Here is a 26132-nt window from a genome sequence, read left to right as displayed (position 1 = left end):
CTGTATGGCAGAGCCATACAGCCTCTTCTATCTGCTCAGCGATTCAGCGATAATCTCACTATCTATGCTGATATAATATTGAGAAAAGTGCATGGATTAGTTTTAATGAGTTATGTCTGCCTGAGTCATATCTCAAATTGAAGTCTAACCCAAAATGGTTCATACTATGCCCAAATTAAAAATAGTATGAAATCCATGGATAATCTCAACTACGCACAAAAACAAAGGCTTGCTTTCATTGACTTTAAGTTGATGTTTGTTGGTCACTTTACGCGTTCCGAAGTTGTAGAACATTTTAAAATGGGGCTATCCAACGCGACTCGCGATATCAACTTATACAAAGAGCTAGCAGCCCACAACCTTACCTACGACAATGCTGAGAAACGGTATTTTCAAACAAAAGCATTTGTCCCACTGTTTAACCACAACACAAACGACACGCTCGGAAAGCTTGCAAACCAACTTTCAGGGGAAGACAGCGTCATCAATGGGTTAGGCATACCATTTGAAGTACCGAGCCAACTTAACGCGCCTGACACCAGCATCGTAGCTGTACTAACTCAAGCCGCGTTAAACAGCAAAGGTGTGAAAATTCGCTATGTATCCCTAAGAAGTGGCGAAAGCACCCGAATTGTTATCCCCCACTCTATCGTCGATAACGGACTACGCTGGCATATTCGTGCATACGATTGTCAGAGTAAGGAATTCCGCGACTTTGTTATTTCTCGAATTACCAAAGCTGAACTATCGGACAACACCGTACTTCAGACTCAAACCATGCTGGCTGATAAACAATGGATGAGGTTCGTACCATTAGAGCTAGTACCACACCCGAATAACGTACAATACCCAAAAGCGATTGAGCTTGATTACTCTATGAAGAATGGAAAATTATCAATCGAAGTTCGTGCAGCTTTAACTGGTTATTTACTGCGTCGTTGGAATGTCGATTGCTCTGAAAATGCAACACAAACAACACCCGAACATCAACTTTGGTTAGCAAACCGACCGACTTTATATGGTGTTGAAAACTTGCACCTTGCATCAGGTTATACCGACCCCGCAGCAGAACACTCAGTCCCGACAAACAGCATTAAATAGGACGTGAAGATGAGCGAACATAAGAAATACCTTGGCGACCTAATTGGTGGCAGCCTAATGATTAATGAAGCTCAGCTAATTGCTGAGTTACTCCTTTCTGAACCAAATAAAGAACAATGGGATGAAGCCATTGTTGAACAAAACATTCTGCAAAAGCGTTCGCCAGCTTCAGCAAAGCGTAACGCGGCTACAATCAAAAAACGTATCGCAAATCTGGGGAACAAATTCCTATCAGCACTTGTTAATGCTAACCACGAGGAAGCGGCGCAGTTAATGATGGCTGCAACCTTAATGAACTCTCCACTGCTTGCAGACTTCATGCGCACTGTTGTGATGGACGCTAAACGTATGTACCGCGAAAACATAGACATGAAAGATTGGGAGTACTTCTGGGAAGATAAGTGTCGCATATACCCTGACTTTGCCGATATGTCTGAATCCTCAACCTACAAAATTGCTCAAGTTGCTTTTAAAGTCATGACTGATGGCGGTTTCTTGGAAAGCACAAAAACAAAAGTACTCACCAATATTTATATAACTCCTGATGTTCGTGATCTACTCGTTGAGATGGATAGAGACGATATCATCCAAGCTATGGAGATCTACTAATGCTCCAGCTACAACAGCGTCTAGATAACATCCAATCTCGTTTAGAGAGCGACGAATTCCTTCAAAACAAAGAACTCGGGGGTGAGATTGGTTTTTACATTTTCGACTACAAACCTGAACATGAACTAGCGGTTCGCGAGCATATCGAACTACTAGAAAAAAAGCTGCTAAATCGTGGTTATACATTCGCCAGCATTAACCTGTTTGAAATGATCATCAAACTACTAGAATCACGGCGATTATTGGATAAGTCATTCAAAATGCAGTTTGCCAAAGGTGATGAAGCTCTGTTTAAAGCTCTCAAAGGGCCATTGGAGCAAAACCGCGTTGCAGAGTTCATAGTGAAAGAAGCAAATATAGAAAATTGTGACTTTATCATGCTTCACGGAATGGGAAGTGTTTGGCCGATTGTCCGAGGTCACGGACTACTCAATGCGTTGCACGCTAAAGTAGGCCAGGTTCCGACGGTTATGTTCTACCCTGGTGAATACGATGGCGCTTCACTTAAACCATTTGGTCGAATCGAATCAAACAACTATTACCGAGCCTTTAAGTTGGCATAGCGCACCATAGTGACGGTTAAGAAAAGGTAGCTGCTAAGAAAATGCAGTTACTAATAAAAACGTACGCTAAACAAGTAAATACTGAATCGAAATATTCTCATTAACAAATTGAGAAAGTTAGCTAGGAATTACCATGCAGTTAAAGCAGCTATTTAAAAAAGATATCTCACGCCCTATCAACGGCGTCGTTAAAGCCGACCAAGTCGGAAACGAAACCGTCTTCGTCGAACTTGATGAGTATGTCATCACCGCTGAACTTAAAGGTCACATTGAACAATTCTTCAAATACTACATGCCGTCTGTTGATGACCCTAAAAAGGCGTCTGAAACGGGTAAATCTGGCATCTGGGTATCAGGCTTCTTTGGCTCGGGTAAATCTCACTTCATTAAAATCATGTCGTACTTGCTCAAAAACGTTGAGACATCTAATGATGGCGTAACAAAGCGAGCCATTGATTTCTTTGAGGACAAACTAGCAGAAGACCAAATGCTGTTAGGCGATATGCGTCGAGCGATCCAGAAAGAGAACAACGTTATCCTCTTTAACATTGATAGCCGCGCTGACACCGATGACAAAGAAGATGCGATCTTAAAAGTATTTCTAAAAGTCTTTAATGAGAAAATGGGCTACTCGGGCGACCATGCACACATCGCTGACCTAGAGCGTGACCTTGATGCGCGTGGCAAACTGCAAGAATTCCATCAAGCTTTTGAAGAGCTATCGGGTTCATCATGGTTAGAAGAGCGTGACTCTTATGACTTTTACCGTGACGATCTCGCTGAAGCATTTGCAAAAGTAACAGGCCAGTCCGAAGAAGCGGGGCGCCAAGCTATCGAGCGACTTGAAAACAACTTCAGCTTAGACATTCAAAATTTCTGTAAATGGGTTAAGCAATACCTTGATGGTAGTCCTGAACGCCGCATCAGCTTCTTTGTGGATGAGATTGGTCAATACATTGGTCAAAACGCTCAAATGATGTTGAAGCTGCAAACTATTACAGAAAATTTAGGCACAATCTGTGAAGGTCGTGCATGGGTGGTAGTGACATCACAAGAAGACATGGACACTGTTTTAGGTCAAATGCAACAAGGTTCTCGTAAAAATGACTTTTCTCGGATCCAACAACGCTTTGATCGAATCTCGCTCTCAAGCTCAAACGTCAACGAGGTTATTGAGAAACGTCTACTCGCTAAAACAGAGCCTGCGCAAACTGCACTAACAGCCTTGTATAATGAAAAAGGCGACATCATTCGAAGTCAGCTTAGCTTTGAGAAAACCAATAAGGCTGAGTTTTCTAACTTCACAGGTACAAACAACTTCGTATCGAGCTACCCGTTTGCACCGTACCAGTACAACCTAATCCAAAAAGTATTTTCTGGTATCTCCCAAGCTGGGGCTGCGGGTACTCACCTAGCAAAAGGTGAACGTTCTCTCATCGAAGCATTTCAAACAGCAACCAATCAGTTCGTTACTGATGAGATAGGCCGTTTAATCCCGCTTTATAGTTTTTATCCTTCAATTAAGAAATTCCTTGATACTGCTGTAGTGCGTGACATTAACCACGCGGCAGAGAAAAGCTCTATTTCCGATTTCTCGGTTCAAGTTTTACAAACGCTATTTATGATCCGTTACGTAGACGAGATGAAATCTACCATCGACAACATCGTGACGCTTTGTATCTCGGAAGTCGACCAAGACAAACGCCAACTTCGTATTGATATTACTGAAAGCTTGGACGCATTGGAAAATAACCTTCTTATTGCTCGTCAAGGAGACGAGTACATCTTCTTAACAAACGAAGAAAAAGAAATCGAAAAAGAGATCCAAAACACAGAGATCGAAACGTCCGATGAAACAGCGGAGCTAAGTAAAATCCTATTTGAAGAGATTTTACGCAGCAGCAAAACCTATCGCTATCCTGAGAACAAACAAGATTTCCCAGTTTCACGCTACTGCAATGGTCAACCGTTCGAGAAAGGCTCAATTGACAACGATCTGCACTTAAAGATTGTTTCGCCAATTGACGCTAGCTATGACGCTATGACCGATGCCGTCTGCGGTAATGAATCTAAAGATGCCATCTTAATTAAACTACAAGACAAGGCGCGTCTATTTGGGGAACTACGAACCTACATTCGTACCGCTAAGTACACAAAACGTAATGCAGGTCGTGATGCAGATATGGAACTACTTATCCGAGCGAAAGCAGCGGAGAACAGTGCAAGACGTAAGCAGATTGTCTCTGAGCTAGAAGATGTTATTAAGCAATCAGACTTTTACTTGTTAGGGCAAAGCTATAAAACTAAAGGTGCAACAGCCACTGCTATCATCGACAACGCATACCGCCAGGTTATCGAAGACACCTTCAGTAAACTTAAGTATGTGACGCCCTATTCTGGTGATATTCGTCAACAAATTCAGCAAACTCTTATCGTTGACGACTTGAGCCAATTGAATATTGATTTGTCAGATGTTGAAGCAAACCCTCGCGCTCTGTTCGAGCTAGAGCAACACATCTCAATCAGTGATGAATACGGGCGTCCTCTGACCGCTGGTGACTTGGTGAAGAAGTTTTCTCGCCGCCCATTCGGTTGGAATGATTACGAAATCATCCTGATGATTGCTCGCCTAGCCGTCGCAAACAAAATTACGCTTCAAGCGAATCAGCAAGATGTGCCGTTGCGTAGTGCTTTTGAGCATTTAGACAAAAATTCCAAGCGTGCCAACTTACGAATCCGACGCATTCAGCAACAATCAGAAGCAAACCTGAAGAAAGCAGCCAAGCTGTACAAGTCTGTATTCCATAAGAATGCACCGACAACCGAAAAAGATCTTCATGAACAAGCACTTCAGCTTTTAAAAAGCATGCTCGCAAAGCTCAAAGATTTTAAAGCGAAATCAACCACAGGTAAGTTCCCAGGCAAAACTGAAATCGAAGATGGCATTATCTCGATTTCATCTCTTGTCGAGCAGCAAGGAAGCTATAAGTTCATTGATGAATTCTTACGTCAAGGTTCTGATTTAGAAAAATTTGAAGAGGATTATGAAGAGCTTGAAGTCTTCTATGAAAAACAATTCTCAACATGGCAAAGCTTGGCGAATGCCTTGAGTATCGAGTTCGCGAAAAACCGTCACCTACTTAAAACGTCTGAAGTTGCCAATAATGCATTAGAGAAACTAGAAGCCATATATAACGATGAGCGTCCTTACGGAAAGATCCGCCAAGTGCAAGGCTTAATCGAAACGGTAAGAGCGGTAAACGATGAGATGCTGGTAGCTCGCCGTAAAGAGGTGGCTAGCAAACTAGAGGCTGCAATTGATGACGTTCAACAACACGTTAGCGAGGCTAAAGCACCAGATACCATCAGTAATGATGCGCTTCGCCCGTTACAACTGTCTCTAAAACGCTTAGATCACCTTACTAGCATTGCTGAAATCAACGAAGAGCTTAGAAATTCAGAGAGTTTAGTAGAGCAAGCTGAAGAAATCATTAATGCGTTTATCGACCAGCAAATTAAAGCGGCTGAACACCAAGCAGCACTAGAAGCCGAACGCCGCAAGCAAGAAGCTGAAACTAGTACAGGCAATGACTTCCAAGGTGGTAACGGCACATTAGAGCTAGAACCTAACGACTCTAATGGTTATGGCCCATCTTCTGCAACAATGAACGCAACCAAAGAGCCATTAAAAGTAGCGGAACCTGTAGTCACAAAACCTAAAGCGAAAAAAGTGGTGACGATTAAAGCTGGGGCCGTTTTCCAAGAGCTAGGCGATACCACTTACTTAGAAACGGAAGAAGAGCTAGAAAACTACTTAGCGGCATTGAAAACTCAACTTTCCGATTTAATTGCTTCGAACCATAAAGTTCGAATCAAGTAAGTAACAGCGTCTCTCACATAGAGAAAGACCTAGCTGAACCATAAAGATAAATAGTGAACCACGCTCTTTGAGCGTGGATTTCTAAACGAATGAAATGAGTATTCAATGAACACCAATAAACTTAAAGCTTATGCACCAAAAGCTCGTATTGCTTTTATGGACGCAGTAAAGAGCAGAGCAGCAAAGCTCGGTATTTTCGAAGACCGAATTAGCGAGATCACGATTGACGGTGATAGCGCGATTATCGAGAAAGAAGTTTACACTCGCAAGCAAGGTCAGCAACGTAACCAACTAGTACAACGTATTAAAGCGTTAGGCACACATAATGGTAAGTTCGTACACAAAGACGGCTTTAACCAGTTTATCAACGAAACAGCCTTTACATGGTTTAACCGTCTAACGGCTATCCGCTATATGGAAGTTAACGAATACCTAGACCACGGTTTTCGTGTGTTAAGCAAAGCCGAAGGCGCTAAGTTTGGTGAAGGCTTTGAGATCTTAAACTCAGCGGCTGACGTAGCTGATGAGCTTGGATTGAACAAAGACCAGATCATTGACATGGTGCTTGATGGTAACAAAGAAGAAGAGCTATACCGCACTCTTCTTCTAGCTCAGTGTCACCAGCTAAGCGAAGCCATGCCATTCATGTTTGAAAAGCTGGATGACGCAACCGAGCTACTGCTGCCAGATAACCTCACTAAAACCGATTCAATCTTAAAGGATTTGGTTAACGATATCCCTGAAGATAATTGGCGAGAGATTGAAGTTATCGGTTGGCTTTACCAGTTCTACATCTCTGAACACAAAGACGCTGTAATCGGTAAAGTGGTTAAACGCGAAGATATTCCAGCAGCCACCCAGCTATTTACACCCAACTGGATTGTTAAGTACCTAGTTCAAAACTCACTAGGTCGTCAGTGGCTAGCGACCTACCCTGACTCTGAGCTGAAAGACAAGATGGAGTATTACATCACTCCTGCCGAACAAAGTGATGATGTAATTCAACAACTAAAAGCCATTACACCAACCAGTATTGACCCTGAAGAAATCAAAGTACTTGATCCTGCTTGTGGTAGTGGACACATCTTGGTTGAAGTATATGACGTGCTGCGTGAAATCTACCTTGAACGTGGTTATCGCCTGCGTGAGATCCCAGAACTAATTCTGACCAAGAACATCTATGGTCTAGATATTGATGATCGCGCGGCACAGATGGCTGCGTTTGCTGTGTTAATGAAAGCTCGCGAAGATGATAAGCGCATTTTCACACGTGATATCAAGCTTAACATCCACTCCGTTCAATCGACTGAAAACCTGAATATTAATCAGCTTTGGGCAGATTTGGATTTTGATGGCAACAAGCAAACAGGTTCAATGGGAGACCTATTTTCAGAACCGCAGCTAGATCTGGCAGAACCATCAACAGAAAACAAAGTTTATCTCGATTTGCTTCGCTACCTAAAAGAGCAATTTATTGATGCCAAAAACTTAGGCTCATTGGTAGAAATTGATAGCCAATACCTAGAATCTCTGACTAAGTTGCAAGAAAAACTAGCTGAGAAAGAACTAGGTAATGAACCAACGGCAAAAGAAGCAGCACAAACATTATTGCCTATTGTGGAGCAAGCTATTGTTTTAGCTATTAAATACGATGTAGCGGTAGCAAACCCACCATATATGGGTTCAAAAGGCATGAATGCCGCTTTGAAAGACTTTGCTAAGAAATCCTACCCTAACTCTAAATCCGACCTTTTTGCTATTTTCATGGAACGCGTTTTCAACTTTCTAAAGGAAGATGGTTATAACGCACAAATCAATATGCAATCTTGGATGTTTCTATCTAGTTTTGAACAAATGCGCGAGTCAATACTTGAAACCAAAACCATTATTACGATGGCACATCTTGGTGCTCGTGCATTTGGGCAGATCTCTGGCGAAGTAGTACAAACTACCGCATGGGTTATCAATAAAAAACATATTGATGGGTTTAGACCATCCTTTTTGCGTTTAATTGATGGAAAAGAAGCAGAGAAGAAACAAGCCCTTTTGGCGAAGCAAAATCTATTCACTAATACCAAACAAGATGATTTCAAAAAAATCCCTGGCAACCCTATTGCTTATTGGATACCAAAAGAAACAAAAAATGCATTCGTTAATACACCAACAATAGAAGATATATGTACTGCCAGAAAGGGAATGGGTACAGGTGATAATGCACAATTTGTTCGTAACTGGCATGAAGTCTCTCTTTCTAAAGTTTCTTTTGATTCAGAAAGTCGAGATGATGCTATTAAATCTCAAAAAAAATGGTTCCCATATAATAATGGGGGACGCTTTAGGAAATGGTATGGAAACAACGAAGATGTTGTTAACTGGCTAAATGATGGTGAGGAAGTAAAAATTGTAGCCACACAGAAGAATAATGGAGGTCACTGGTCAAGATATCTGGTCAGTCTAGACTACTTTTTCCGTGAAGGCATAACTTGGTCAGATATTTCTAGTAGCGAATTTGGCGCTAGAAGCTTTGGATGTGGACATTTGTTCTCTAGTGTTGGGATGTGTGTCTTCGCAGAGGATATTGACAAAATGAGTTTAATAGGATTTCTTAACTCAAGTGTTGCTCAGTCAATCCTAAATGTTATTGCCCCGTCTCTTCACTACGGTGTTGGGGAAATTAAAAAATTGCCGTTAAAAGGTAAAGGAAATCAAAAACTCATTCAGGAGCTAATCGATATTTACAAAGGTGATTGGGACAGCATGGAGCAGTCATGGGAATACAAAAGAAATCCGCTTGTATGTAACAATTGTTCAAATGATAGTCTCATCTCAATTGCATATAAAAAATTTCAAGCAGAATGCACTCAGAGCATTGAAAAAGCGGCGGCACTTGAAACACAGAACAACATTCATTTTTCAGAAATATATGGGTTAAAGACAGGAAAAGAAACTGTCGCCCCTTCTAACGTTTCATTGCTGTGCAGCCCATTTTATCGCTTCAATAAAACCACAAATAGCGACACAATGTTCCAATCACATATACTACGCGATCTGATTTCCTATTCAGTCGGAGCTATGATGGGACGCTACTCGCTAGATCGCGAAGGCTTAGTCTACGCACACTCAGACAATAAAGGCTTCAAAGAGCTTATCGCTGAAGGAGCATACCAAACCTTCCCTGCTGATGATGACGGCATTGTACCTCTAGCAGACGAAGATTGGGTATTTGAAGATGATGCTACTACACGCTTCCGTGAGTTTGTGAAAACCGTATGGGGTGACGAGCACCTACAAGAAAACTTAGACTTTGTAGCAGAAAGCTTATGCCTTGATGCAATCAAAGCTAAAAAAGGTGAAAGTTCGATCGATACTATTCGTCGTTACTTCTCTACGCAGTTCTACAAAGATCATTTGAAGACTTACAAGAAGCGCCCTATTTACTGGCTGTTTAGCTCAGGTAAAGCAAAGGCATTCGAGTGTTTGGTATACCTACACCGCTACAACGAAGGTACGCTATCACGTATGCGCACGGAATATGTCACACCACTTATGGGTAAACTTGAGAGCCGCAAGAACATTCTTGAAGACTCTAAAGCAACAGCCTCTGGTGCAGAACTACGCGCGATCGACAAAGAGCTGAAAACGATTGAGAAGAAGCAAGCTGAACTGGTCACTTTCGATGAAGAGCTAAAGCACTTAGCTGAAATGAAGATCAGCCTAGACCTCGATGACGGCGTTAAGGTTAACTACGGCAAGTTCGGTAACCTACTCGCTGATGTGAAAGCTATTCACGGTAAAAACCCAGAAGTAATCAAGTAACAGAAGTATAGAGCAGCCTTATGGCTGCTCTTTTTCTACAGTACTAACAATAATGACAATATCTAAAAACTCAGTTGGTAAACTATGAAGGCAACAGAAAGTAAGTTATTTAAATTCCTACAAAAATCAGCTCAGTTCATCATTCCTATTTACCAGCGCCAATATAGCTGGACTCAGGAACAATGTGAGCAACTATGGAAAGATATCGTTCGTGCGAGTACGACTGACCTTGAAGCTCATTTCATAGGGTCTGTAGTCTATGTGGAACGAGGTTTATACAGCCATAGTGATGTCCCTCAGTTGTTAGTTATTGATGGACAACAGAGACTGACCTCTACGACACTCTTAATCGCTGCATTAGTTTCAGAACTGAATGCTCGTAGTGCAGACAATACATCCGTCATTGAAGGTACAAATGCTAAGAAGCTGAAGAAATATTACCTTTGTAATGATGCTGAAGATGGTGATCTTTATTACAAGCTCCTGCTCACAAAAGCTGATGACAAAGAGCTAAGAGCCATTATCGATAATGAAACCAAACACGATGATGATGCAACGTCTCGTGTTATTCAAAACTACCAATTCTTCAAAGACAAGTTGAGTCGCCTTGGTAACGAGAAAGTATCAGAAATCTACCTTGGCCTGCAAAAACTACTTATTGTCGATATCGCTTTAGATCGCGAGAGAGACAACCCCCAGCTTATATTTGAAAGCCTCAACTCAACAGGTCTGGATTTAAGCCAAGCGGATCTTATCCGTAACTTCGTACTCATGGGGCTTGAACCAAAACAGCAAAACACCCTCTATGAGCGATACTGGTTCCCAATGGAAAGCGACTTTGGAAATGGCGAGTACAGTTGGTTGTTTAATCAGTTCATGCGCGATTATTTAACGCTTAAGACTAACAAGCCGCCAAGAATCAATGATGTTTACGAAGCATTCAAGAAATACGTCAGTAGCTCACATCTTGATATAGAAGATGTCGTGGCAGATGTACGCAAACACGCTCAATTCTATATCGCTTTTTCTTTAGAACAGGAAAAAGAGCAAAAATTGCTAGAAGCCTTTCAAGACCTAAACGCATATAAAGTCGATGTATCTTATCCTTTGATACTAGAGCTGTATCATGACTACGATAGCCAGATTTTAACGCTCGATGAGTTCATTGAGTGTGTGCGCCTGATTGAGAGCTATGTGTTCCGACGTTATGTATGCGATATTCCAACCAACTCGCTTAACAAAACATTCGCTAGCTTCGCTCGCTCCATTCGTAAATCCAGCTATTTGGAAAGCTTTAAGGCTGAGCTTATTAGTTTAAGTTCTTATCGTCGTTTCCCGTCAGATTCTGAATTAAATCGCTGCCTACAGCACAAAGATATGTACAACGTTCGCAGCAGAGCCTATTGGCTGCGTCGCTTAGAGAACTACGATAAGAAAGAGCGCATAAGCGTTGAAAATTACACTATTGAGCACGTATTACCTCAGAACAAAAACCTGTCTTCTCAGTGGCAAATTGCGCTTGGTGATGATTGGCAATCAATCCAAGAGGAGTACGTTCATACTATTGGTAATCTCACGCTAACAGGTTACAACTCTGAGCTAAGTGACCGATTCTTTACTGAAAAGCGTGATATGGAAGGCGGTTTCGCAAGCAGTCCATTAACATTGAATCAAAGCCTGAGAGATCATGACACTTGGAACAAAGAATCAATTCAAGCTCGCTCTAAATTACTCGCGGACAAAATGCAGACGGTATGGCGTTACCCGAACTTAAGTGCTGAAATTTTAGAGAAATACCAAACCCAGCCATCCGAGAAAACCGCTTACACAATTGCAGATCATCCTTACATTGCTGTTGGCTCTTCAAAAGAACTATTCCAAGTGTTTAGCCAAAAAGTAATGTCGCTCGACGAAAATGTGAAGCAAGAGTTTTTGAAGCTTTATGTCGCTTTCAAACTGGATACCAACTTTGTCGATGTTGTCCCTCAGGCTTCTGGACTAAGGTTATCTCTCAACTGTAAGTTCACTGAGATTCATGATCCAAAGAAACTATGCCGAGACGTGACTAATCTTGGTCGTTGGGGCAATGGTGATGTGGAATATAAAATCACTGATTTATCAGATATCCCCTACGCCATCCAGCTGATCCAGCAAGTCATTGACATACAAGTTGAAGGTTAAGAGTCATTTAGTTAGAGCTAGCACAGTCTGATGACTGTGCCTTATTCTAGTGACAAAAACAGATTAATAGACATTCTCGCTTCGGGCTAGATAGTACTGTTAGGGATATCTCCCTCAGTATCAGCAAGTGTTCAGCCCTTTCACAAAGGGTGTTTCACAGGTGATTTATGAGCAACTACTACACAAATTTTATCGACCCTGGTAATAGTGGAGGTTCCGTACCAACACCAGATACCAGTATCCCTTTTACTCCCAATACTGCCTTGTATGCTTGCCGTTTTTGTAGTGCAACCTTCGCTACCGATCATCTTAGGGTTAGCCATGAATGGGATGAGCATCCAAGCAAAAACCCTCAACTACATATCTTCCAAAAGGCTGTTGGCTCTACTCGACTTGTTATACATACGAAACTCTCTCCCGAGGATATCGAGTTGACGTATTGCGATCAGATCTTTATCAATGGAGAAGCTATTGATATTGATGTCGCACCTGAATTGCTCTCTTCTAAACATAAATACTTTTTCGAAGTACGAGCGGTTAACCAAGGTGTGACTAGAGAATTTAAGATCGATATCGATGTAGCTGATTCAAATGAATTAGAACAAGTCGACAACTTATTCTGGGTAATTCTCAGTAGGGATGATTTTACTGAAGAACTTGTAACACAATTCGTCAAATCCTGTGCTGATTTTAATACTACTGTCGAATACGTTGACGGAATTGTAAAGTACTTACAAGGCATCATGGCCAAGGATGGCAAAGCCCAAGTGTTAACATTCGAGGATTTTGATAAACGCTTCAACCAAGCAAGATCTAAACTACAACAGTTCAACACCCCCCTTTCGAGAGCCATTCAAAGTGTCATTGATTTCAACCAAAATCAATTTGGTACAACTGGATTAGAATCTGTTCCTTTTCTAAAACAAGCAATGGCGCTGTTTTTGAATGATAGCTCCTTATACGTTGATAAAGGTTTGCAAGAAACCACTAAGAAATTACCTGTTGATCGTATGACAGCCTTGCTTGTCGATGATGTTATAAATAATTTTGATGAACATTCTGTTGACTCAATCCAAGAGTTCTTAGATCGACTCCCTAGACGCAACATAAGCTTAAATGATCGACAAAAACTACAATTCCTATTAGTTAAAAAAGCATACAACACTGGGCATAAGACAATTATAAAGCTATTGATAAAACGGCTTGCATCGGTCGATACATTCAACCTTAATTTTATAGAAGAAACTGACTATGAGTAACACTCTTTCACTAAAATCAAAAAAACAGGTTATCAACTTCAGTAGCCTCAGAGGACTGATAGAGAACCTATTTAGTCCAGTGATTGATAAAAAGACTGATAAGATGAAACCAATAAAATTATTGGCTTCTCACGTCAACTCTTTGGTTGATTTGCCAATATCTACAAAGCTGTCCACTAATGAGAGAGAATCTCTGAGCAAAATAGTATTAAAATCCGACTGTGAACTTAAAACACTTCTTTCACTACTAGTCGCAAGTGAAAAGGCTCGACATCCTGAGGTTCGAAAAGAAGTCCTAGAATTTACGTGTCATGTCATTAATAACATTACGTTTCTCAACCCAACTTCAGATACAAATATTTTCTTGCTAAAAGACATATCCCAGACTAACTCTGGCTACTTAGCTCGACTAGTTAAAGTACTGCAAGATCGATTTGAAATATACAAAGGTGAGAACTACAAACCCTCTCAAAAGCGTAACTTAGAGGCGAACATTCTAGCTATCGCTCACATATGGGCATTTGAAACAGGTAAAGCTGATATAGATACTTCTCTCAACAGCTTTACTCGATTGTTGGCTACACGTGTTCCTGATGACATCGAAAAACATGTAAATCTAGAAGTGGATAAGCAAGCAACCACGGGGATGGTGTATTTCTTAGCTTCACAGACTAATAGCTCCTTACTAAAGGACTTCTCCTCTACTATCTCGTTCTTTAAAGCTCGACAAGAAGCTGCTCAAAGTGAAAGCACTAACCTCAAGAGAACGAATTCTGATTTGCAAGAAAGGCACGGTAAACTTTTAGAGCAGATTGAAAGCTTGAAAACAGATAGTTTGAAGAAAGACAACCTTATTAAACAGCTCAGTGAAGAGATTTTATCTCTAAAGGAACAGCACTCTGAAAGTGAGCAGTCGCTAAAAGCTCAGAAAGTTCACCTTAAAGATGACACTTCTAAAGCAAAAGCAAAAGCACTGAACTTTTTAGAAGAAGAAGTGTTATCTACGCTGGAAAACTCTTACAAAGCTCTGGACCGCGAAGCCCCTAAAGTACATGTGGCACTGCATAACTTAGATGTGATGATCGAACGCGTTGAGGAGGAACTTAGATGGTTCAAAAAATAGGCATCGATTTTGGTACGACAAACAGTTTAATTTCCGTAGTAACTAAAGAAGGGATGGTTAAGTCATTTACTGATAGAAACCGCCCTCACCCATCAGTTGTCTCTTATGATAACGGGAAAGTTGTATGTGGTGCAAAAGCAAAGAAAAAGCTTGAAGACAGTGGTATCGGGGTATTTGGTAATACAATTCGCGGCCCCAAAAAGTTCATCGGCGGAGATCATATTCCTGTTGGGGGTGAGATCAAACACCCGAAAGATGTTGTTGCGGATTTAATGAGGTTTCTAGTCGAACACGCAGAGGAAGATGATGCGAGTGAAATTGCAGATCTATCTACTGCCGTGGTAACAATACCAGTTGCGATGGATGGCAGGTCAAGACATGCACTGCGAGAAGCCCTTTTAGATGCGGGAATTAATGTTGACTGTTTTGTCCATGAACCGTTAGCTGCCCTCTATGGCTATTATCAAGATCAGGAAGACCCCCAGAATGCGATGCTCAGAGATGAAGGGAAAACGGTACTCGTTTTTGATTGGGGTGGCGGTACTCTCGATCTAACACTCTGTCAAATACGCAGTGGTACGATTGTGCAGGTGATGAACCGTGGTAACAATAAAGTAGGCGGAGATTACCTAGATGACGCAATCCTTAACTTTGTAGAAGAGCAGCACGCACTTAAATTTGGTTGGACTGAAGAAACAAAAAAACCTCGTCACCCAGGTATGAAAGCCAAGCTTCTTGAACAGTGTGAAAAGGCGAAGATAACTTTATCAAAGCGTTCAAAAGACATCATCTTCGTTCCTGACTACTATAGTGCTGACTCAGAAGAAGAATCTGAAATTGAATTTGAGCTAACAAAAGAAACACTTGACCGCATATCCAGCACAATTGTATCACAAGGAATTAGTGAGATTGAGACACTCTTAAGTGCTGAACAGGCGGATATGGATCATCAAACTATCGCTCTCTGCTTAGCTACGGGTGGCATGGTTAATATGCCTATTATTGAGCAACAATTGCGAGAAATATTTGGGGTCGCTGTATTGGAAGTATCACCAAAAGGCGATCGAATTATCTCAGAAGGTGCAGCTTGGATAGCAAAAAATGACTTAGGCTTGACTCTTGCCAAACCTTTCGAATTGGTTGAAGCTCGCAACTCCCTGCTGTCGCTTATTCCAGAAGGTACTGACCTACCAAAACGTGGAAACACCAAATCAATCACTCAGGGGCTATATTGCGCAGATCCTCGAGACGGCAAAGCATTGTTAACGTTTAAGCGACCTCAAATGGTTGGAAAATCAGCAGCAAGTGATCGACGTACAACCTATGCAAATCTTAGCGTTCCTGTTAACCCAGACTTTCCGCCAATGAAGGAAAGAATAGATGTACTTCTGGAAATAGACGAAAACTACATAGTAACTGTCAGTGCAAAAGCGAATGACTTAAAGCATTCAGTCTCACAACAAATTTTCGACTTAGAGTTCGCACTTCAAGCGACAAAAGATACCTCGGTAGGTACGCAAGGAAAAAAGTACTGAAGGGGCAAGGTGAACATCGAGGTGTTGCAGTAAGGTCTAATGTTACTCACCTTCCGAATGCATGGAACCTTGTCCCTGGAGAGCTTCTCAAAGAGTTTAACGACAGAAATCCGTACCTAAAGCAGACCATGACTGACGAACAGTGGGACGAACATTTGTTCTACCAACCTTGCTCAAACTGTGGCTCTAGATGGAAAATTGGCTGTTGTTAAAACCTTTAAAAGAGCAGCTAAGGTTGCTTTTAAATTTATGACGACTTAAAAATATCCCCCAAGCAACAATAAGTTGTAGCCAAGAACGGTATACACTCGGCACTCACTTGCAATATCTAGAAGAAAGAAAATGAGCAATACATACAAACAAGATAAAGATTTAGAGCTTCTACGTTATGCAGATAACGATATGTTAGGTGTTTTAGTTAACTATCTTACCACTGACAAAGATGGAAAAACTCGCTACACCGAAACGTTAACAGGAGACAAGCAGTTCCAAGCTGCGAAAGGCGATTACCGACAAGTGTGGCAGCAAATTGCTGGTGAGCTACAGCATTTTGGCGGTGATACGTTGGTTAATTTATTCAGACGTTCAGGGGTTGAATATAAGGAAATTCTTATTGATGTTTGCAAGAAACTTAGCATCAAAACAGACTACAAAGCTGAGGCTGTTGATATTGAGCAGGCTCTTCTAGCAAAGCTATTTGCGGATTCCTGGGAAAAAATGTCTGAAGCTGAGCGAGAGGAGTTACGAAAAGAGTTAAAAATCGATGCGTCATTAACAAGCAGTGCCGCCTTGACTGCAATCATCGCAGCCATTCGAATGGGAGGATTTATGTCCTATCAGGTTGCTATGATTGTTGCTAATGCAGTAGCTAAAGCGCTGCTTGGAAGAGGCTTAACCATAGCAGCCAACGCTGGTTTAGCGCGTGCTATCGGTGTTTTAGCTGGGCCTATAGGTATAGCAATTACTGTGCTTTTAACTGTACCAGCTATTAGTGGACCAGCTTTTAGAGTAACCCTGCCCGCTGTCGTACAAGTTGCAGCAATGCGCCAGCAAATGCTCAATGGAGAGGAGCCTATTTTCTAATGGAAACTATATTTACTTTTGACTGGGAAAAAGTTTACCCCGAAGTCCTTGAAGGCCTACAAAACGGAAAAATAACTCTAAGAGATGGGGTCGCCTACTGGACAGAACTGGCTGAAAAATCTGGGATCGTGCAGCATATGCCGCTAAAAGAAGTTGCATTCGATCCTGAAAAATTAAATGAGATCAGTAAGCTAATACAAGCAAGCCATGCTACTCAAATGGCGGCTATTGGACTGTCTACAACTATTATTGTTGGTGCTATCGTTGTTCAAACAATGTATTTGGCAAGAAAAATAGACAAGCTTCAAGAGACAATGGATCTAATTTCTTCAGATATTAGCGCTCAAAATATATTGTTTTACATGGAAAAATTATCTAAGTATTTTGGAGCGATAGAGTCTACAAGGGTTCTTTTGTTGGATAAATCTTTGGTTTCTGAAACCCAAGATATCGCCGTAAACCTTATCTCTCAACTTTCTATTGAGAGAAACGAGGTTCTATCATTGATTGATAACCTTATCTCGTTTGCAGATCAGCTTACCGATCGTCACCTCGATCAAATGCTAGATTTCATCACCATGGTTCTGGATATAATGCCAAAGGCAATCTATCTAGAAAGTCAGCTTTGTGACCGTTATGGTAAATTTAAATTATCCGAACATCTTATGCGAGAAAATACAAAGCGCTACAACCACACGCTACAGCAATACAGAAACTGGTGTAACTCAAAAGCAAAAGCAACGATCCGTGGAGATGTAAACCCTATAGCATTAACCTTCCACGATAAAAAGAATGACTTGAAAGCTCTATTTGACTCTAGCAACAACAATGCTCTACTCCAGCAACTTGTCAGTCCATGTTTGGAGTTGGCGAGTTAATCGAGCAATTTGGTGCTTGTTTAGCCTCAACGTAAACAACAGTTACACAAGCACCAATCTCTCACTTTACCCCTTCAGCTCTCAGCGATTTTTGCTTCATAAAGTGTTAAACTCCCAAACAGTTAGCACTTTTTCACAGCCAACATTTAGGCGATGCAAAACAACAATGAATATTGACCAGATCACTAGCGGGCTAATAGCCAAATTTGAAAAAAGCAGACTTGTCTTTTGGCAGGACACGGACAATGAGTTCAACGACCTTATCGGATCGCTTTCTCTAGACTCATCTTACGAAAGTACGAAAATAATCTATCTAGATACGTTGTCACACCTCGAAGTTAAACACCGTATTGAACTGCTAGAACCAGAGACGGCTTTTCTGCTTTATAGCAATAAAGCACCTAACGAACCAACACGCGACTGGTTATATGACGTTCGACTTTATGCACAAGAGTTTTATGCCGATAGTAGCTCTATGATCCTGAATGATATTGGCATGAACATGGAGTTTCGACCTGTCATTGCCAAGTACAAAACCTTTTTCGGCAATAAACAGCGTGTTACTCGATTGAAGAAGATCCTTCCACCTTCAGCTAACGAAAGGGAGCTAGAGTTAGCACTTATTGCCGCGACTTTAAAAATCGAAACGCCAACGTTTGTTACTATTTTACAAGCTTTACTCGCTGAACTAGCTGACGATTTTGAATCCAAAGAACTGTTAACCGAACTTGATAAATTCAATTTAAGCGAACCATTTTGGAGGTTTGCTTATGAAGAATTAGGTTATATCGTTGAAATAAAAGATGAAAATGCTAAAACGCCATCGATTCAAGAATTAGCTGTAAAGCTTCTTTTTACAGAATGCTATCAGTCACTAATCAATGGTGGTTGCTCAAATGCCGACGAAGTAGTTACTCGTTTTACAACACACCTATTACCAATGCCAACACAAGAACAGCTTGAAGCTGGGTACACGGCAGAACGTGTTGGTATGAATTCAGGCAGACGTGCTCAAGTTGTTAGCTTCGTTATTCAACTAAGAGAAAGCCGCATTCATCAAGATAACTACAATCGCCTTGCTCGTCAGATAGAGCGGGATTATGAGATTTCCGACAAGTTAAGACTTATTGATACCCCGAAAAAGCTAAAACTTGTTGAGACCTTTGAGTTTGCAGATAAACAATTATCTATCTTACTCGTCAACAACATCTCATCGTTAAGTAGCGAAGAGATAAACAGCCTTGTATCACATAGGCTTACTACGCATTGGTGCCACGTTAAGCCTGAATTTGTGGATACTAAATATAAGAATGTATATTTAGCTATCAAATCGGCTAAGCAGTTCTATACCTTACGAGCTAAGTATATTGATGGATTTGATTTCAGCTCAGCAAAAGAACTTTACAGGGCTTATGAGCAAGAGCTTTTCCTTTTCGATACCACTTACCGAAGCTTCTTTGAAAATGCGAGCCATGTTGCCCATCAAGGCTCAGATATTTTGAAGAAGCTAAAACTTGTTGAAGATATCGAAGACTTATATGTCAACTGGTACTTACACGATTTGGCGATCGCCTGGGGCAAACATGTCGATCAAGAAAACCTACTAGATACATGGAAGATTAGTGGCGTCTTTAACCAATACGATTTCTACAAGAATGAAGTGGAACGTATATTCCAATCAAGCCAGATCAAACGTGTATTTGTCATTGTCAGTGACGCTCTTCGTTATGAAGTTGCCCATGAAATACATGAAAAAATAAACAAAGAAAAACGGTTTAAGTCTGTCATTAAATCTCAGCTTGGTGTGGTTCCTAGCTATACCCAGCTTGGAATGGCATCGCTTCTTCCCCACCAAGAACTCACTGCCCATATTGGTAAGGATATTAAATACAAAGCTGATGGGATGAGTGTACATGGTCTGGATAATCGCAACGCTATCCTTGAGAAGTATCACGGGATGGCAGTGAAAGCATCCGATGTGCTCAATTGGACAAATGAGGAAGGACGTAAAGCTGTTTCAGACGCTCGTGTTGTTTATATTTACCACGACCAGATTGATGCAATCGGCGATAAAGCCGCAACAGAAAACCAGACATTTGATGCTTGTGCAGATGGAATTGAGCAAGTGAGATTACTAGTAGAAAGAGTTATTAATAAACTAAACGGTAATCGTATCCTTGTGACTGCCGACCACGGATTTTTGTTTAAATCTAGTGATGTTGTTGAATCTGATAAGACGGCACTATCAGTAAAGCCACATGGCACAGTTGAAGCTAAAAAGCGCTACCTCATCGGACAGAAGCTTCCAGAAGACAGTTTTTACTGGAAAGGTGACATGGCCGTAACGGCTAAGTTGTCTGCCAATGGTGACCAAGCCGAGTTTATTGTTCCTCGTGGCTCAAACCGCTTTAACTTTGTGGGTGGTGCTAAGTTCATTCACGGTGGAATAATGCCACAAGAGATTTGTGTTCCAGTTCTTCGTATTGAGCACTTGAAAACGACCAAGCAAAAGACAACCGCAAAACAAAAAGTAGGTGTAGTGCCACTTAGTAATGGGCTTCGTATTGTTACACTTAGTGAGAAAATTGAGTTTTTACAAACAAATGCCGTTGGCGAACAATTTAAAGAACGTAACCTAAATATTTGGATAGAAGACCCTGAAGGCACAGTTGTTTCAAACAAAGCACAGATACTGTTTGACTCTTCAGCCTTAAATTCTGATGAACGCAAACGCAATGCGATACTGACGCTAAACGGCAGCAACTTCGATAGAACTACCCCATATAAACTAATCATGTGGGATAGTGAGCAGGGTGATCGCTACGCAACTCATTCGGTAACAATCGACTTAGCAATCCAAGACGATTTTGATGATCTTTTTTAACGGAACCTATTCATGATTGACGATAACAACGATAGTAAAGCAACGGAAGTTCATCACTACCATCATTTTGACAATGAAGAAAATGACACGTCTCCACAACCTGATGAAAGCCCCCTTTCTCAGGAAGAGGTCATTGCACAAGAAATCAAAGATGTTCGAGATGTCGACTTAGACGATCTCATGACCACTGAGTTCAAAGGGCGCGTTGTTCGCAAAGACTTAACGAAACAGCTTAAAGAAGGGGCAAACGTCCCCGTTTACGTCCTTGAATATCTGCTTGGTATGTACTGTTCGGCAACCGATGACGATCTTATCGAAGCAGGAATGGGACGCGTTAAGAAAATCTTAACGGATAACTACGTTCGACCTGATGAAGCTGAAAAAGTTAAATCTCTCATACGTGAACGCGGTACACATAAAGTCATTGATAAGATATCGGTTAAGCTCAACCAAAAGAAAGACGTATATGAGGCTAGCCTATCTAACCTTGGTATTAAAGATGCCGTTATCCCTGCAAGTATGGTCAAAGAGAATGAAAAGCTCTTAACTGGAGGGATCTGGTGTATCGTAACGTTGAGCTACTTCTTTGAAGAAGGTCAGAAAACCTCGCCATTTTCTGTTCTGGGACTAAAAGCAATTCAAATGCCTTCTATGAATATGGATGAAGTGTTTAATGCTCGACGTAACTTTACCATGGATCAATGGCTCGATTTGCTCCTTCGTTCTATCGGTATGGAGCCTACTAACTTAGAGCAACGCGCAAAATGGCATATTCTTGCTCGAATGATTCCTTTTGTCGAAAACAACTACAACGTGTGTGAGCTTGGCCCTCGCGGTACGGGTAAGTCGCACGTATATAAAGAATGTTCTCCAAACTCCCTACTCGTTTCTGGTGGTCAAACTACGGTGGCAAACCTTTTCTACAATATGTCGAGCCGCCAAGTCGGTCTTGTTGGCATGTGGGATATCGTCGCTTTTGACGAAGTCGCTGGGATTCGTTTTAAAGACAAAGATGGCGTGCAGATCATGAAAGACTATATGGCTTCAGGATCATTTAGTCGTGGTCGTGACTCTATTGAGGCAAAAGCTTCTATGGTTTTTGTGGGCAACATCGACCAAAGCGTTGAGACTTTAGTTAAAACCAGTCACTTACTGGCCCCTTTCCCTACCGAGATGATTGACTCAGCATTCTTTGACCGCTTCCATGCCTATATTCCTGGTTGGGAAATCCCTAAGATGAGACCAGAGTTCTTTACCAACCGTTATGGTTTAATCACAGATTATCTCGCAGAGTACATGCGAGAGATGCGAAAACATGGCTTTGCGGATGCTATCGATAAGTTCTTTAAGTTGGGTAATAACCTAAATCAACGTGACGTAATAGCCGTTCGTAGAACAACATCAGGTCTATTAAAACTTCTAGTACCTCATGGCGAGTACTCTAAAGAAGACGTACGTACATGTTTGACGTATGCCCTTGAAGTGCGACGTCGAGTGAAAGAACAGCTCAAAAAAATTGGTGGGATGGAGTTCTTCGATGTCAACTTCTCTTACATCGATAATGAGTCGCTTGAAGAGTTCTTTGTAAACGTTCCAGAGCAAGGTGGTTCGCAGATTATCCCACCAGGCATGCCTAATGCTGGCGTTGTTCACTTCGTTAGCCCTGGTACTGCTGGCAAGCTCGGCGTATTCCGAATTGAAACTCAAAAAACGGCGGGCCATGGTAAGCTAACCACTTCAGGTTTAGGATCAGATACCGAAGCAAAAGAGCAAGTGAAAGTGGGATTTGAGTATTTCAAAGGTAATTTGTCACGAATCGCGGCTAATAGTCAGTATTCTGATCATGAGTTCCACTTACACTTTGTTGACTTGCAAATGTCTGGTAATTCACACAGCTCTAGCCTTGCATCACTGATAGCAAACTGCTCTATCCTATTGGGTAAGCCGATGCAGGAATCAATGGTCGTCCTCGGCACTATGACACTAGGTGGAGTACTAAATCCTGTGCAGGATTTAGCTGGTTCTATGCAAGTCGCTCTTGAGGCTGGAGCGACTAAGATCCTAATCCCAATGTCATCTGCTAGCGATATACCGACAGTTCCAGCTGAAACGTTTACTAAATTCCAAGTAAGCTTTTACAGTGACCCCATCGACGCAGTGTACAAAGCGCTTGGGGTTAGTTAAGCTAACCTACAAAAAGAACAAAAAGAAGCGATCATTTTGATCGCTTCTGTATCTCATCTAATTAGCTTAGCGAAATGAATCAATCGTACTCACAATCAACCATTTTCTTATACATCTGTAGTGCAAAATTCCCATCATTCCAAAATAGCTGACGTCCGTTAATTTCACTACACTCCTCTACATATTCGTCGTATTCTTTCTCGCTATCAAACACTTTGGTACGATTGATCATGAGATCGCCGTTTGCTTCAAAGTCGATTGCTACGAGCACAACCTTATCTCCATTGACTTCGGTGTATTTTTCTAAATGGAAACCGCCCACGACTCCACAGCCAACAGCACTTGTAGAAGATTCATTTAGTTTCAACCCACAACGTTCCTCTAACAGTACATCAAGGGTACATTCTTCAGAAAAGCCTTGCTCGGCTTCAGCGACCACCTCTTCAAAGAATCTGCTCATTAGGTCTTCCTCAAAGATACCTAATTCATCTGTATCTTTGTAATTACTCCAAAGGCAGTCATCATGACTGATATCGCAAGAATGAATTTGACAGTAACAATCAAACTCACCATCCACTAACTGAACCGAAAGCTCACCTTCCCACTTGATAGCATCACTCTCAACACTCGCCCATACCAATGCTTCGTAGCTTTCGTATTCATTTTTTCAATGTTACTAAATCTTACTTCAATCTTACTCATGCTGCGTAACCTCTTTTTGTAGTTCCAAAGCTTGAGTCAAGCGTTTCAAACTGAGAAGCCATACGAGCAACCACTGAATCAGGAACACCATGTATATTCTGATAACTCCCCTTCATTTCAATGACCTCAAAAGCTAGTCCCATGTCATTCGCTAGGTTTTGATAAAATTTCATTTCCCAGTTTTTCACAAACGTGTTTGCAACAACAACATTGAAACCAGCTTTCAAGAGACGCTTAGTTTCAAGCTTGCACCAGTTATGAGCATCCTTAATGTAAGTACTATCGTGTTGATATCGACCATCTTTATCGATGAAAAACTGATCAGCCTCAACCAACTTTGCATCTAAAGTCTTAGCGTGCGTTGACTTCCCAGAGCCTGGGATACCTCTCACTAGAGTAAGTTTTTGCTCGTTGATCACCATCTTATACCTGACCTTCTTTGAGAATTGACGATACAAATAACGGTTCTTTAGTCATCAACATGGCACGAGGAACACGATTGAAGCGAAGATCTTCATTCAGAGTCTTAACCTTTTCTACAAGGTCTGCTTTAACTTGCTTGGTCAGTACTTGAACCTTGGCACCAAACGAATCGATTATTTCAGAGGTTAGTTTGTCACTATAAATTGCGTTGCCAATGACTAATTCAGATGTAAATGATACCTTTTGGTCTTCGGCGGAAAAACTCAACGCAGCGATGTCTCCATAATCGTGTAGAAGAAGAACTTCATCACCATTAAGAGTGTGAACTGCGTATTGACCATCTCGCAATGCTTGTCGTACTATCAATGAGATAGCATTAAATTCACTGATTTCGAACAAAAACTCTGGAGCAAGCAAATACCCAGAAAAAAGTTGGGTTATAAGTTGCCTATGATTAGCAAAAGACGGATGTAGCTCTAAGTCGCTAATACCGTAGCACTCATCAGCATTACAAATAGCAACTAGTTCTAAATCGACAAAGAGTCTTATCTGATATTGACCTGATACATCATCTAGGAGTGGAGTACCGTCGCAAGACGTAACTATGAGATGGGCGTTGGAGGACTCTAAAAGAGAATTCAATTTCTCCCCATCAAGATCTAGGAAGAAAGAAGTGAACTGTTTTTCTGTGTTAAAAATATCCATGATGGACTCCATTAATAATATAAACTCATTATTGAGTTTGATAACTTAGTTCAAACACCAAACTTTCTGACTAATTTTTAGTCATTTTGGCACGTATCTTTAGATGCTGTTTCAAGTACTTTTATAGAAATACACATCAAACGTATTATTTTATTATCTAAGTTGTTATATTATTATTGAGTCCATAGAGCTTCCTCAGTGGAACGCTATAAAAGCTACCACTACATCCAATACAAAGTCAACAGAAAAAACCATTTTATAAAACAAATAAAATTCCAAAATCTCATTTTCACTGCATTTATGTATAATAAAAGCATGAGCATTGAGCGTATTAGTGGAAAAGCTTCGCTCAAGATCAGTCGAGGAAGTCATGAACAACACCACGATTCTCGGGAACAACGCATCTCTAGAAAAAGCAGTATGATGAATCATACTGCCCTGTCTACATTAAGCAATAAGCTCCCTTTAAACTAACAAATCAATTATTGAGATTGCGTTCATTTGCTTTTGTTTGTGAATACAAACCTCGTATTCACGGTCATCGATTAAGCATATTACATCCAAGTTTTCTCGATTACTCTTAACGTGAGATGCATAAATGCTAAAAATAAATCTAGTCTCACAACCATCAGCAGTCAGGAATTTAGCTATAAGAGCGCTACTTTTTTCTGAATTTGAAAATCTGATTGCATCGAAACTTTTCAAAATCCAAGAGGGTTTTGATTTCGAAAACGTGACTGCTAATGACGCAGCGTTGTGTGGGATCATCTCTAACTTATCATTCACTTTCAACTTTGACATGACACCGTACGAAGGTATATTGACGTTTAATAATGTAGTACCGTGACTCATGTTTCGGTTCTGGTAATTAAAATCAGTTTTTATATCTTGAAAATGTAATTGATATACATCGTAATCAATCGTGATGCACCGCCCATTATCCTGGTCAATTATATAGTTACCAATTTCAGTACTTACAGGCTTCTTACTAAATCGCTCAAAAAGTTTCTGCAAATACTCATCATTTATTCTCATATCCGACACCTTAGTTCTTCCATCAACTATCATTAAACAACATTCAATCAATTCTTTATTAAACTGAGAACCTCTCGGGTTCTGTCTCAGTAACATCCTCTCTATCGGTGTGAGTTGATAAACAAATCTAAGCGCACCAAAGCAGTACGTTTCAGAATATCTAATCATATA

17 protein-coding genes are annotated in these 26132 nt (G+C 41.0%); 13 read left to right on the top strand and 4 right to left on the bottom strand.

What is annotated here, in order from left to right:
- Nucleotides 1–195: 195 nt before the first annotated feature.
- The 13 genes from NL644_RS04190 to brxL all read left to right on the top strand — a co-directional run bounded on the left by NL644_RS04190 (nucleotide 196) and on the right by brxL (nucleotide 23096).
- Complete coding sequence (locus tag NL644_RS04190; RefSeq protein ID WP_253658045.1) at nucleotides 196–1101, top strand: YafY family protein; 906 nt, start codon at nucleotides 196–198, stop codon at nucleotides 1099–1101.
- Nucleotides 1102–1110: 9 nt separating this feature from the next.
- The gene (locus NL644_RS04185; RefSeq protein WP_253658044.1) at nucleotides 1111–1710 is read left to right on the top strand and encodes a DUF1819 family protein; all 600 of its coding nucleotides are present in this window, start codon (nucleotides 1111–1113) and stop codon (nucleotides 1708–1710) included.
- Nucleotides 1710–2273: a DUF1788 domain-containing protein gene (locus NL644_RS04180; protein ID WP_045378184.1), complete on the top strand. Its 564-nt coding sequence runs from the start codon at nucleotides 1710–1712 to the stop codon at nucleotides 2271–2273. Before NL644_RS04185 ends, NL644_RS04180 begins: the two co-directional genes overlap by 1 nt.
- A gap of 133 nt (nucleotides 2274–2406) precedes the next feature.
- Nucleotides 2407–6153: a BREX system P-loop protein BrxC gene (brxC, locus tag NL644_RS04175; protein WP_253658043.1), complete on the top strand. Its 3747-nt coding sequence runs from the start codon at nucleotides 2407–2409 to the stop codon at nucleotides 6151–6153.
- A gap of 105 nt (nucleotides 6154–6258) precedes the next feature.
- A complete protein-coding gene (gene pglX, locus NL644_RS04170) occupies nucleotides 6259–9969 on the top strand; it encodes a BREX-1 system adenine-specific DNA-methyltransferase PglX (protein ID WP_253658042.1) in 3711 nt (1236 codons plus the stop codon).
- Nucleotides 9970–10053: 84 nt separating this feature from the next.
- Nucleotides 10054–12150 carry a DUF262 and DUF1524 domain-containing protein gene (locus tag NL644_RS04165; RefSeq protein WP_253658041.1) on the top strand — a complete coding sequence of 699 codons (2097 nt, stop codon included), beginning with the start codon at nucleotides 10054–10056 and terminating at the stop codon, nucleotides 12148–12150.
- Nucleotides 12151–12317: 167 nt separating this feature from the next.
- On the top strand, nucleotides 12318–13409 hold the full coding sequence (locus tag NL644_RS04160) for a hypothetical protein (RefSeq protein ID WP_253658040.1): 1092 nt from the start codon (nucleotides 12318–12320) through the stop codon (nucleotides 13407–13409).
- A complete protein-coding gene (locus NL644_RS04155; protein ID WP_253658039.1) occupies nucleotides 13402–14532 on the top strand; it encodes a hypothetical protein in 1131 nt (376 codons plus the stop codon). The genes NL644_RS04160 and NL644_RS04155 overlap by 8 nt, the downstream gene beginning before the upstream one ends.
- The gene (locus tag NL644_RS04150; protein WP_253658038.1) at nucleotides 14517–16067 is read left to right on the top strand and encodes an Hsp70 family protein; all 1551 of its coding nucleotides are present in this window, start codon (nucleotides 14517–14519) and stop codon (nucleotides 16065–16067) included. The genes NL644_RS04155 and NL644_RS04150 overlap by 16 nt, the downstream gene beginning before the upstream one ends.
- A 342-nt stretch (nucleotides 16068–16409) precedes the next feature.
- Complete coding sequence (locus NL644_RS04145; protein WP_253658037.1) at nucleotides 16410–17150, top strand: DUF3944 domain-containing protein; 741 nt, start codon at nucleotides 16410–16412, stop codon at nucleotides 17148–17150.
- Entirely contained in the window at nucleotides 17150–18028 is an 879-nt protein-coding gene (locus NL644_RS04140) for a hypothetical protein (protein WP_253658036.1), read from the top strand. The genes NL644_RS04145 and NL644_RS04140 overlap by 1 nt, the downstream gene beginning before the upstream one ends.
- Before the next feature lie 166 nt (nucleotides 18029–18194).
- Entirely contained in the window at nucleotides 18195–20912 is a 2718-nt protein-coding gene (gene pglZ, locus NL644_RS04135) for a BREX-1 system phosphatase PglZ type A (RefSeq protein ID WP_253658035.1), read from the top strand.
- Between the two features lie 144 nt (nucleotides 20913–21056).
- The gene (brxL, locus tag NL644_RS04130) at nucleotides 21057–23096 is read left to right on the top strand and encodes a protease Lon-related BREX system protein BrxL (RefSeq protein ID WP_253658302.1); all 2040 of its coding nucleotides are present in this window, start codon (nucleotides 21057–21059) and stop codon (nucleotides 23094–23096) included.
- Nucleotides 23097–23175: 79 nt separating this feature from the next.
- Here brxL and NL644_RS04125 read toward each other — a convergent pair whose 3' ends face one another.
- The 4 genes from NL644_RS04125 to NL644_RS04110 form a co-directional block, all read right to left on the bottom strand.
- A complete protein-coding gene (locus NL644_RS04125) occupies nucleotides 23176–23556 on the bottom strand; it encodes a hypothetical protein (RefSeq protein ID WP_253658034.1) in 381 nt (126 codons plus the stop codon).
- Between the two features lie 238 nt (nucleotides 23557–23794).
- Nucleotides 23795–24214, bottom strand: a complete 420-nt coding sequence (locus NL644_RS04120) for an AAA family ATPase (protein WP_253658301.1) — start codon at nucleotides 24212–24214, stop codon at nucleotides 23795–23797.
- 7 nt (nucleotides 24215–24221) lie between these two features.
- On the bottom strand, nucleotides 24222–24926 hold the full coding sequence (locus tag NL644_RS04115) for a hypothetical protein (RefSeq protein ID WP_253658033.1): 705 nt from the start codon (nucleotides 24924–24926) through the stop codon (nucleotides 24222–24224).
- A 465-nt stretch (nucleotides 24927–25391) separates the two neighbouring features.
- Complete coding sequence (locus tag NL644_RS04110) at nucleotides 25392–26129, bottom strand: hypothetical protein (RefSeq protein ID WP_253658032.1); 738 nt, start codon at nucleotides 26127–26129, stop codon at nucleotides 25392–25394.
- Nucleotides 26130–26132 lie beyond the last annotated feature (3 nt).

The organism is Vibrio sp. Y10_XG_PY6, from assembly GCF_024181795.1.
Lineage (GTDB): Bacteria > Pseudomonadota > Gammaproteobacteria > Enterobacterales > Vibrionaceae > Vibrio > Vibrio diabolicus.
Note: the sequence above shows the minus strand (reverse complement) of the source record. Positions and strands in the feature narration are given on the sequence as shown.

Bases quoted from the DNA above. Each gene is read 5' to 3' on its own strand.
- NL644_RS04190 (WP_253658045.1), top strand. From the start codon at position 196: ATGGATAATCTCAACTACGCACAAAAACAAAGGCTTGCTTTCATTGAC.
- NL644_RS04185 (WP_253658044.1), top strand. From the start codon at position 1,111: ATGAGCGAACATAAGAAATACCTTGGCGACCTAATTGGTGGCAGCCTA.
- NL644_RS04180 (WP_045378184.1), top strand. From the start codon at position 1,710: ATGCTCCAGCTACAACAGCGTCTAGATAACATCCAATCTCGTTTAGAG.
- brxC (WP_253658043.1), top strand. From the start codon at position 2,407: ATGCAGTTAAAGCAGCTATTTAAAAAAGATATCTCACGCCCTATCAAC.
- pglX (WP_253658042.1), top strand. From the start codon at position 6,259: ATGAACACCAATAAACTTAAAGCTTATGCACCAAAAGCTCGTATTGCT.
- NL644_RS04165 (WP_253658041.1), top strand. From the start codon at position 10,054: ATGAAGGCAACAGAAAGTAAGTTATTTAAATTCCTACAAAAATCAGCT.
- NL644_RS04160 (WP_253658040.1), top strand. From the start codon at position 12,318: ATGAGCAACTACTACACAAATTTTATCGACCCTGGTAATAGTGGAGGT.
- NL644_RS04155 (WP_253658039.1), top strand. From the start codon at position 13,402: ATGAGTAACACTCTTTCACTAAAATCAAAAAAACAGGTTATCAACTTC.
- NL644_RS04150 (WP_253658038.1), top strand. From the start codon at position 14,517: ATGGTTCAAAAAATAGGCATCGATTTTGGTACGACAAACAGTTTAATT.
- NL644_RS04145 (WP_253658037.1), top strand. From the start codon at position 16,410: ATGAGCAATACATACAAACAAGATAAAGATTTAGAGCTTCTACGTTAT.
- NL644_RS04140 (WP_253658036.1), top strand. From the start codon at position 17,150: ATGGAAACTATATTTACTTTTGACTGGGAAAAAGTTTACCCCGAAGTC.
- pglZ (WP_253658035.1), top strand. From the start codon at position 18,195: ATGAATATTGACCAGATCACTAGCGGGCTAATAGCCAAATTTGAAAAA.
- NL644_RS04125 (WP_253658034.1), bottom strand. From the start codon at position 23,556: ATGAGCAGATTCTTTGAAGAGGTGGTCGCTGAAGCCGAGCAAGGCTTT.
- NL644_RS04115 (WP_253658033.1), bottom strand. From the start codon at position 24,926: ATGGATATTTTTAACACAGAAAAACAGTTCACTTCTTTCTTCCTAGAT.
- NL644_RS04110 (WP_253658032.1), bottom strand. From the start codon at position 26,129: ATGATTAGATATTCTGAAACGTACTGCTTTGGTGCGCTTAGATTTGTT.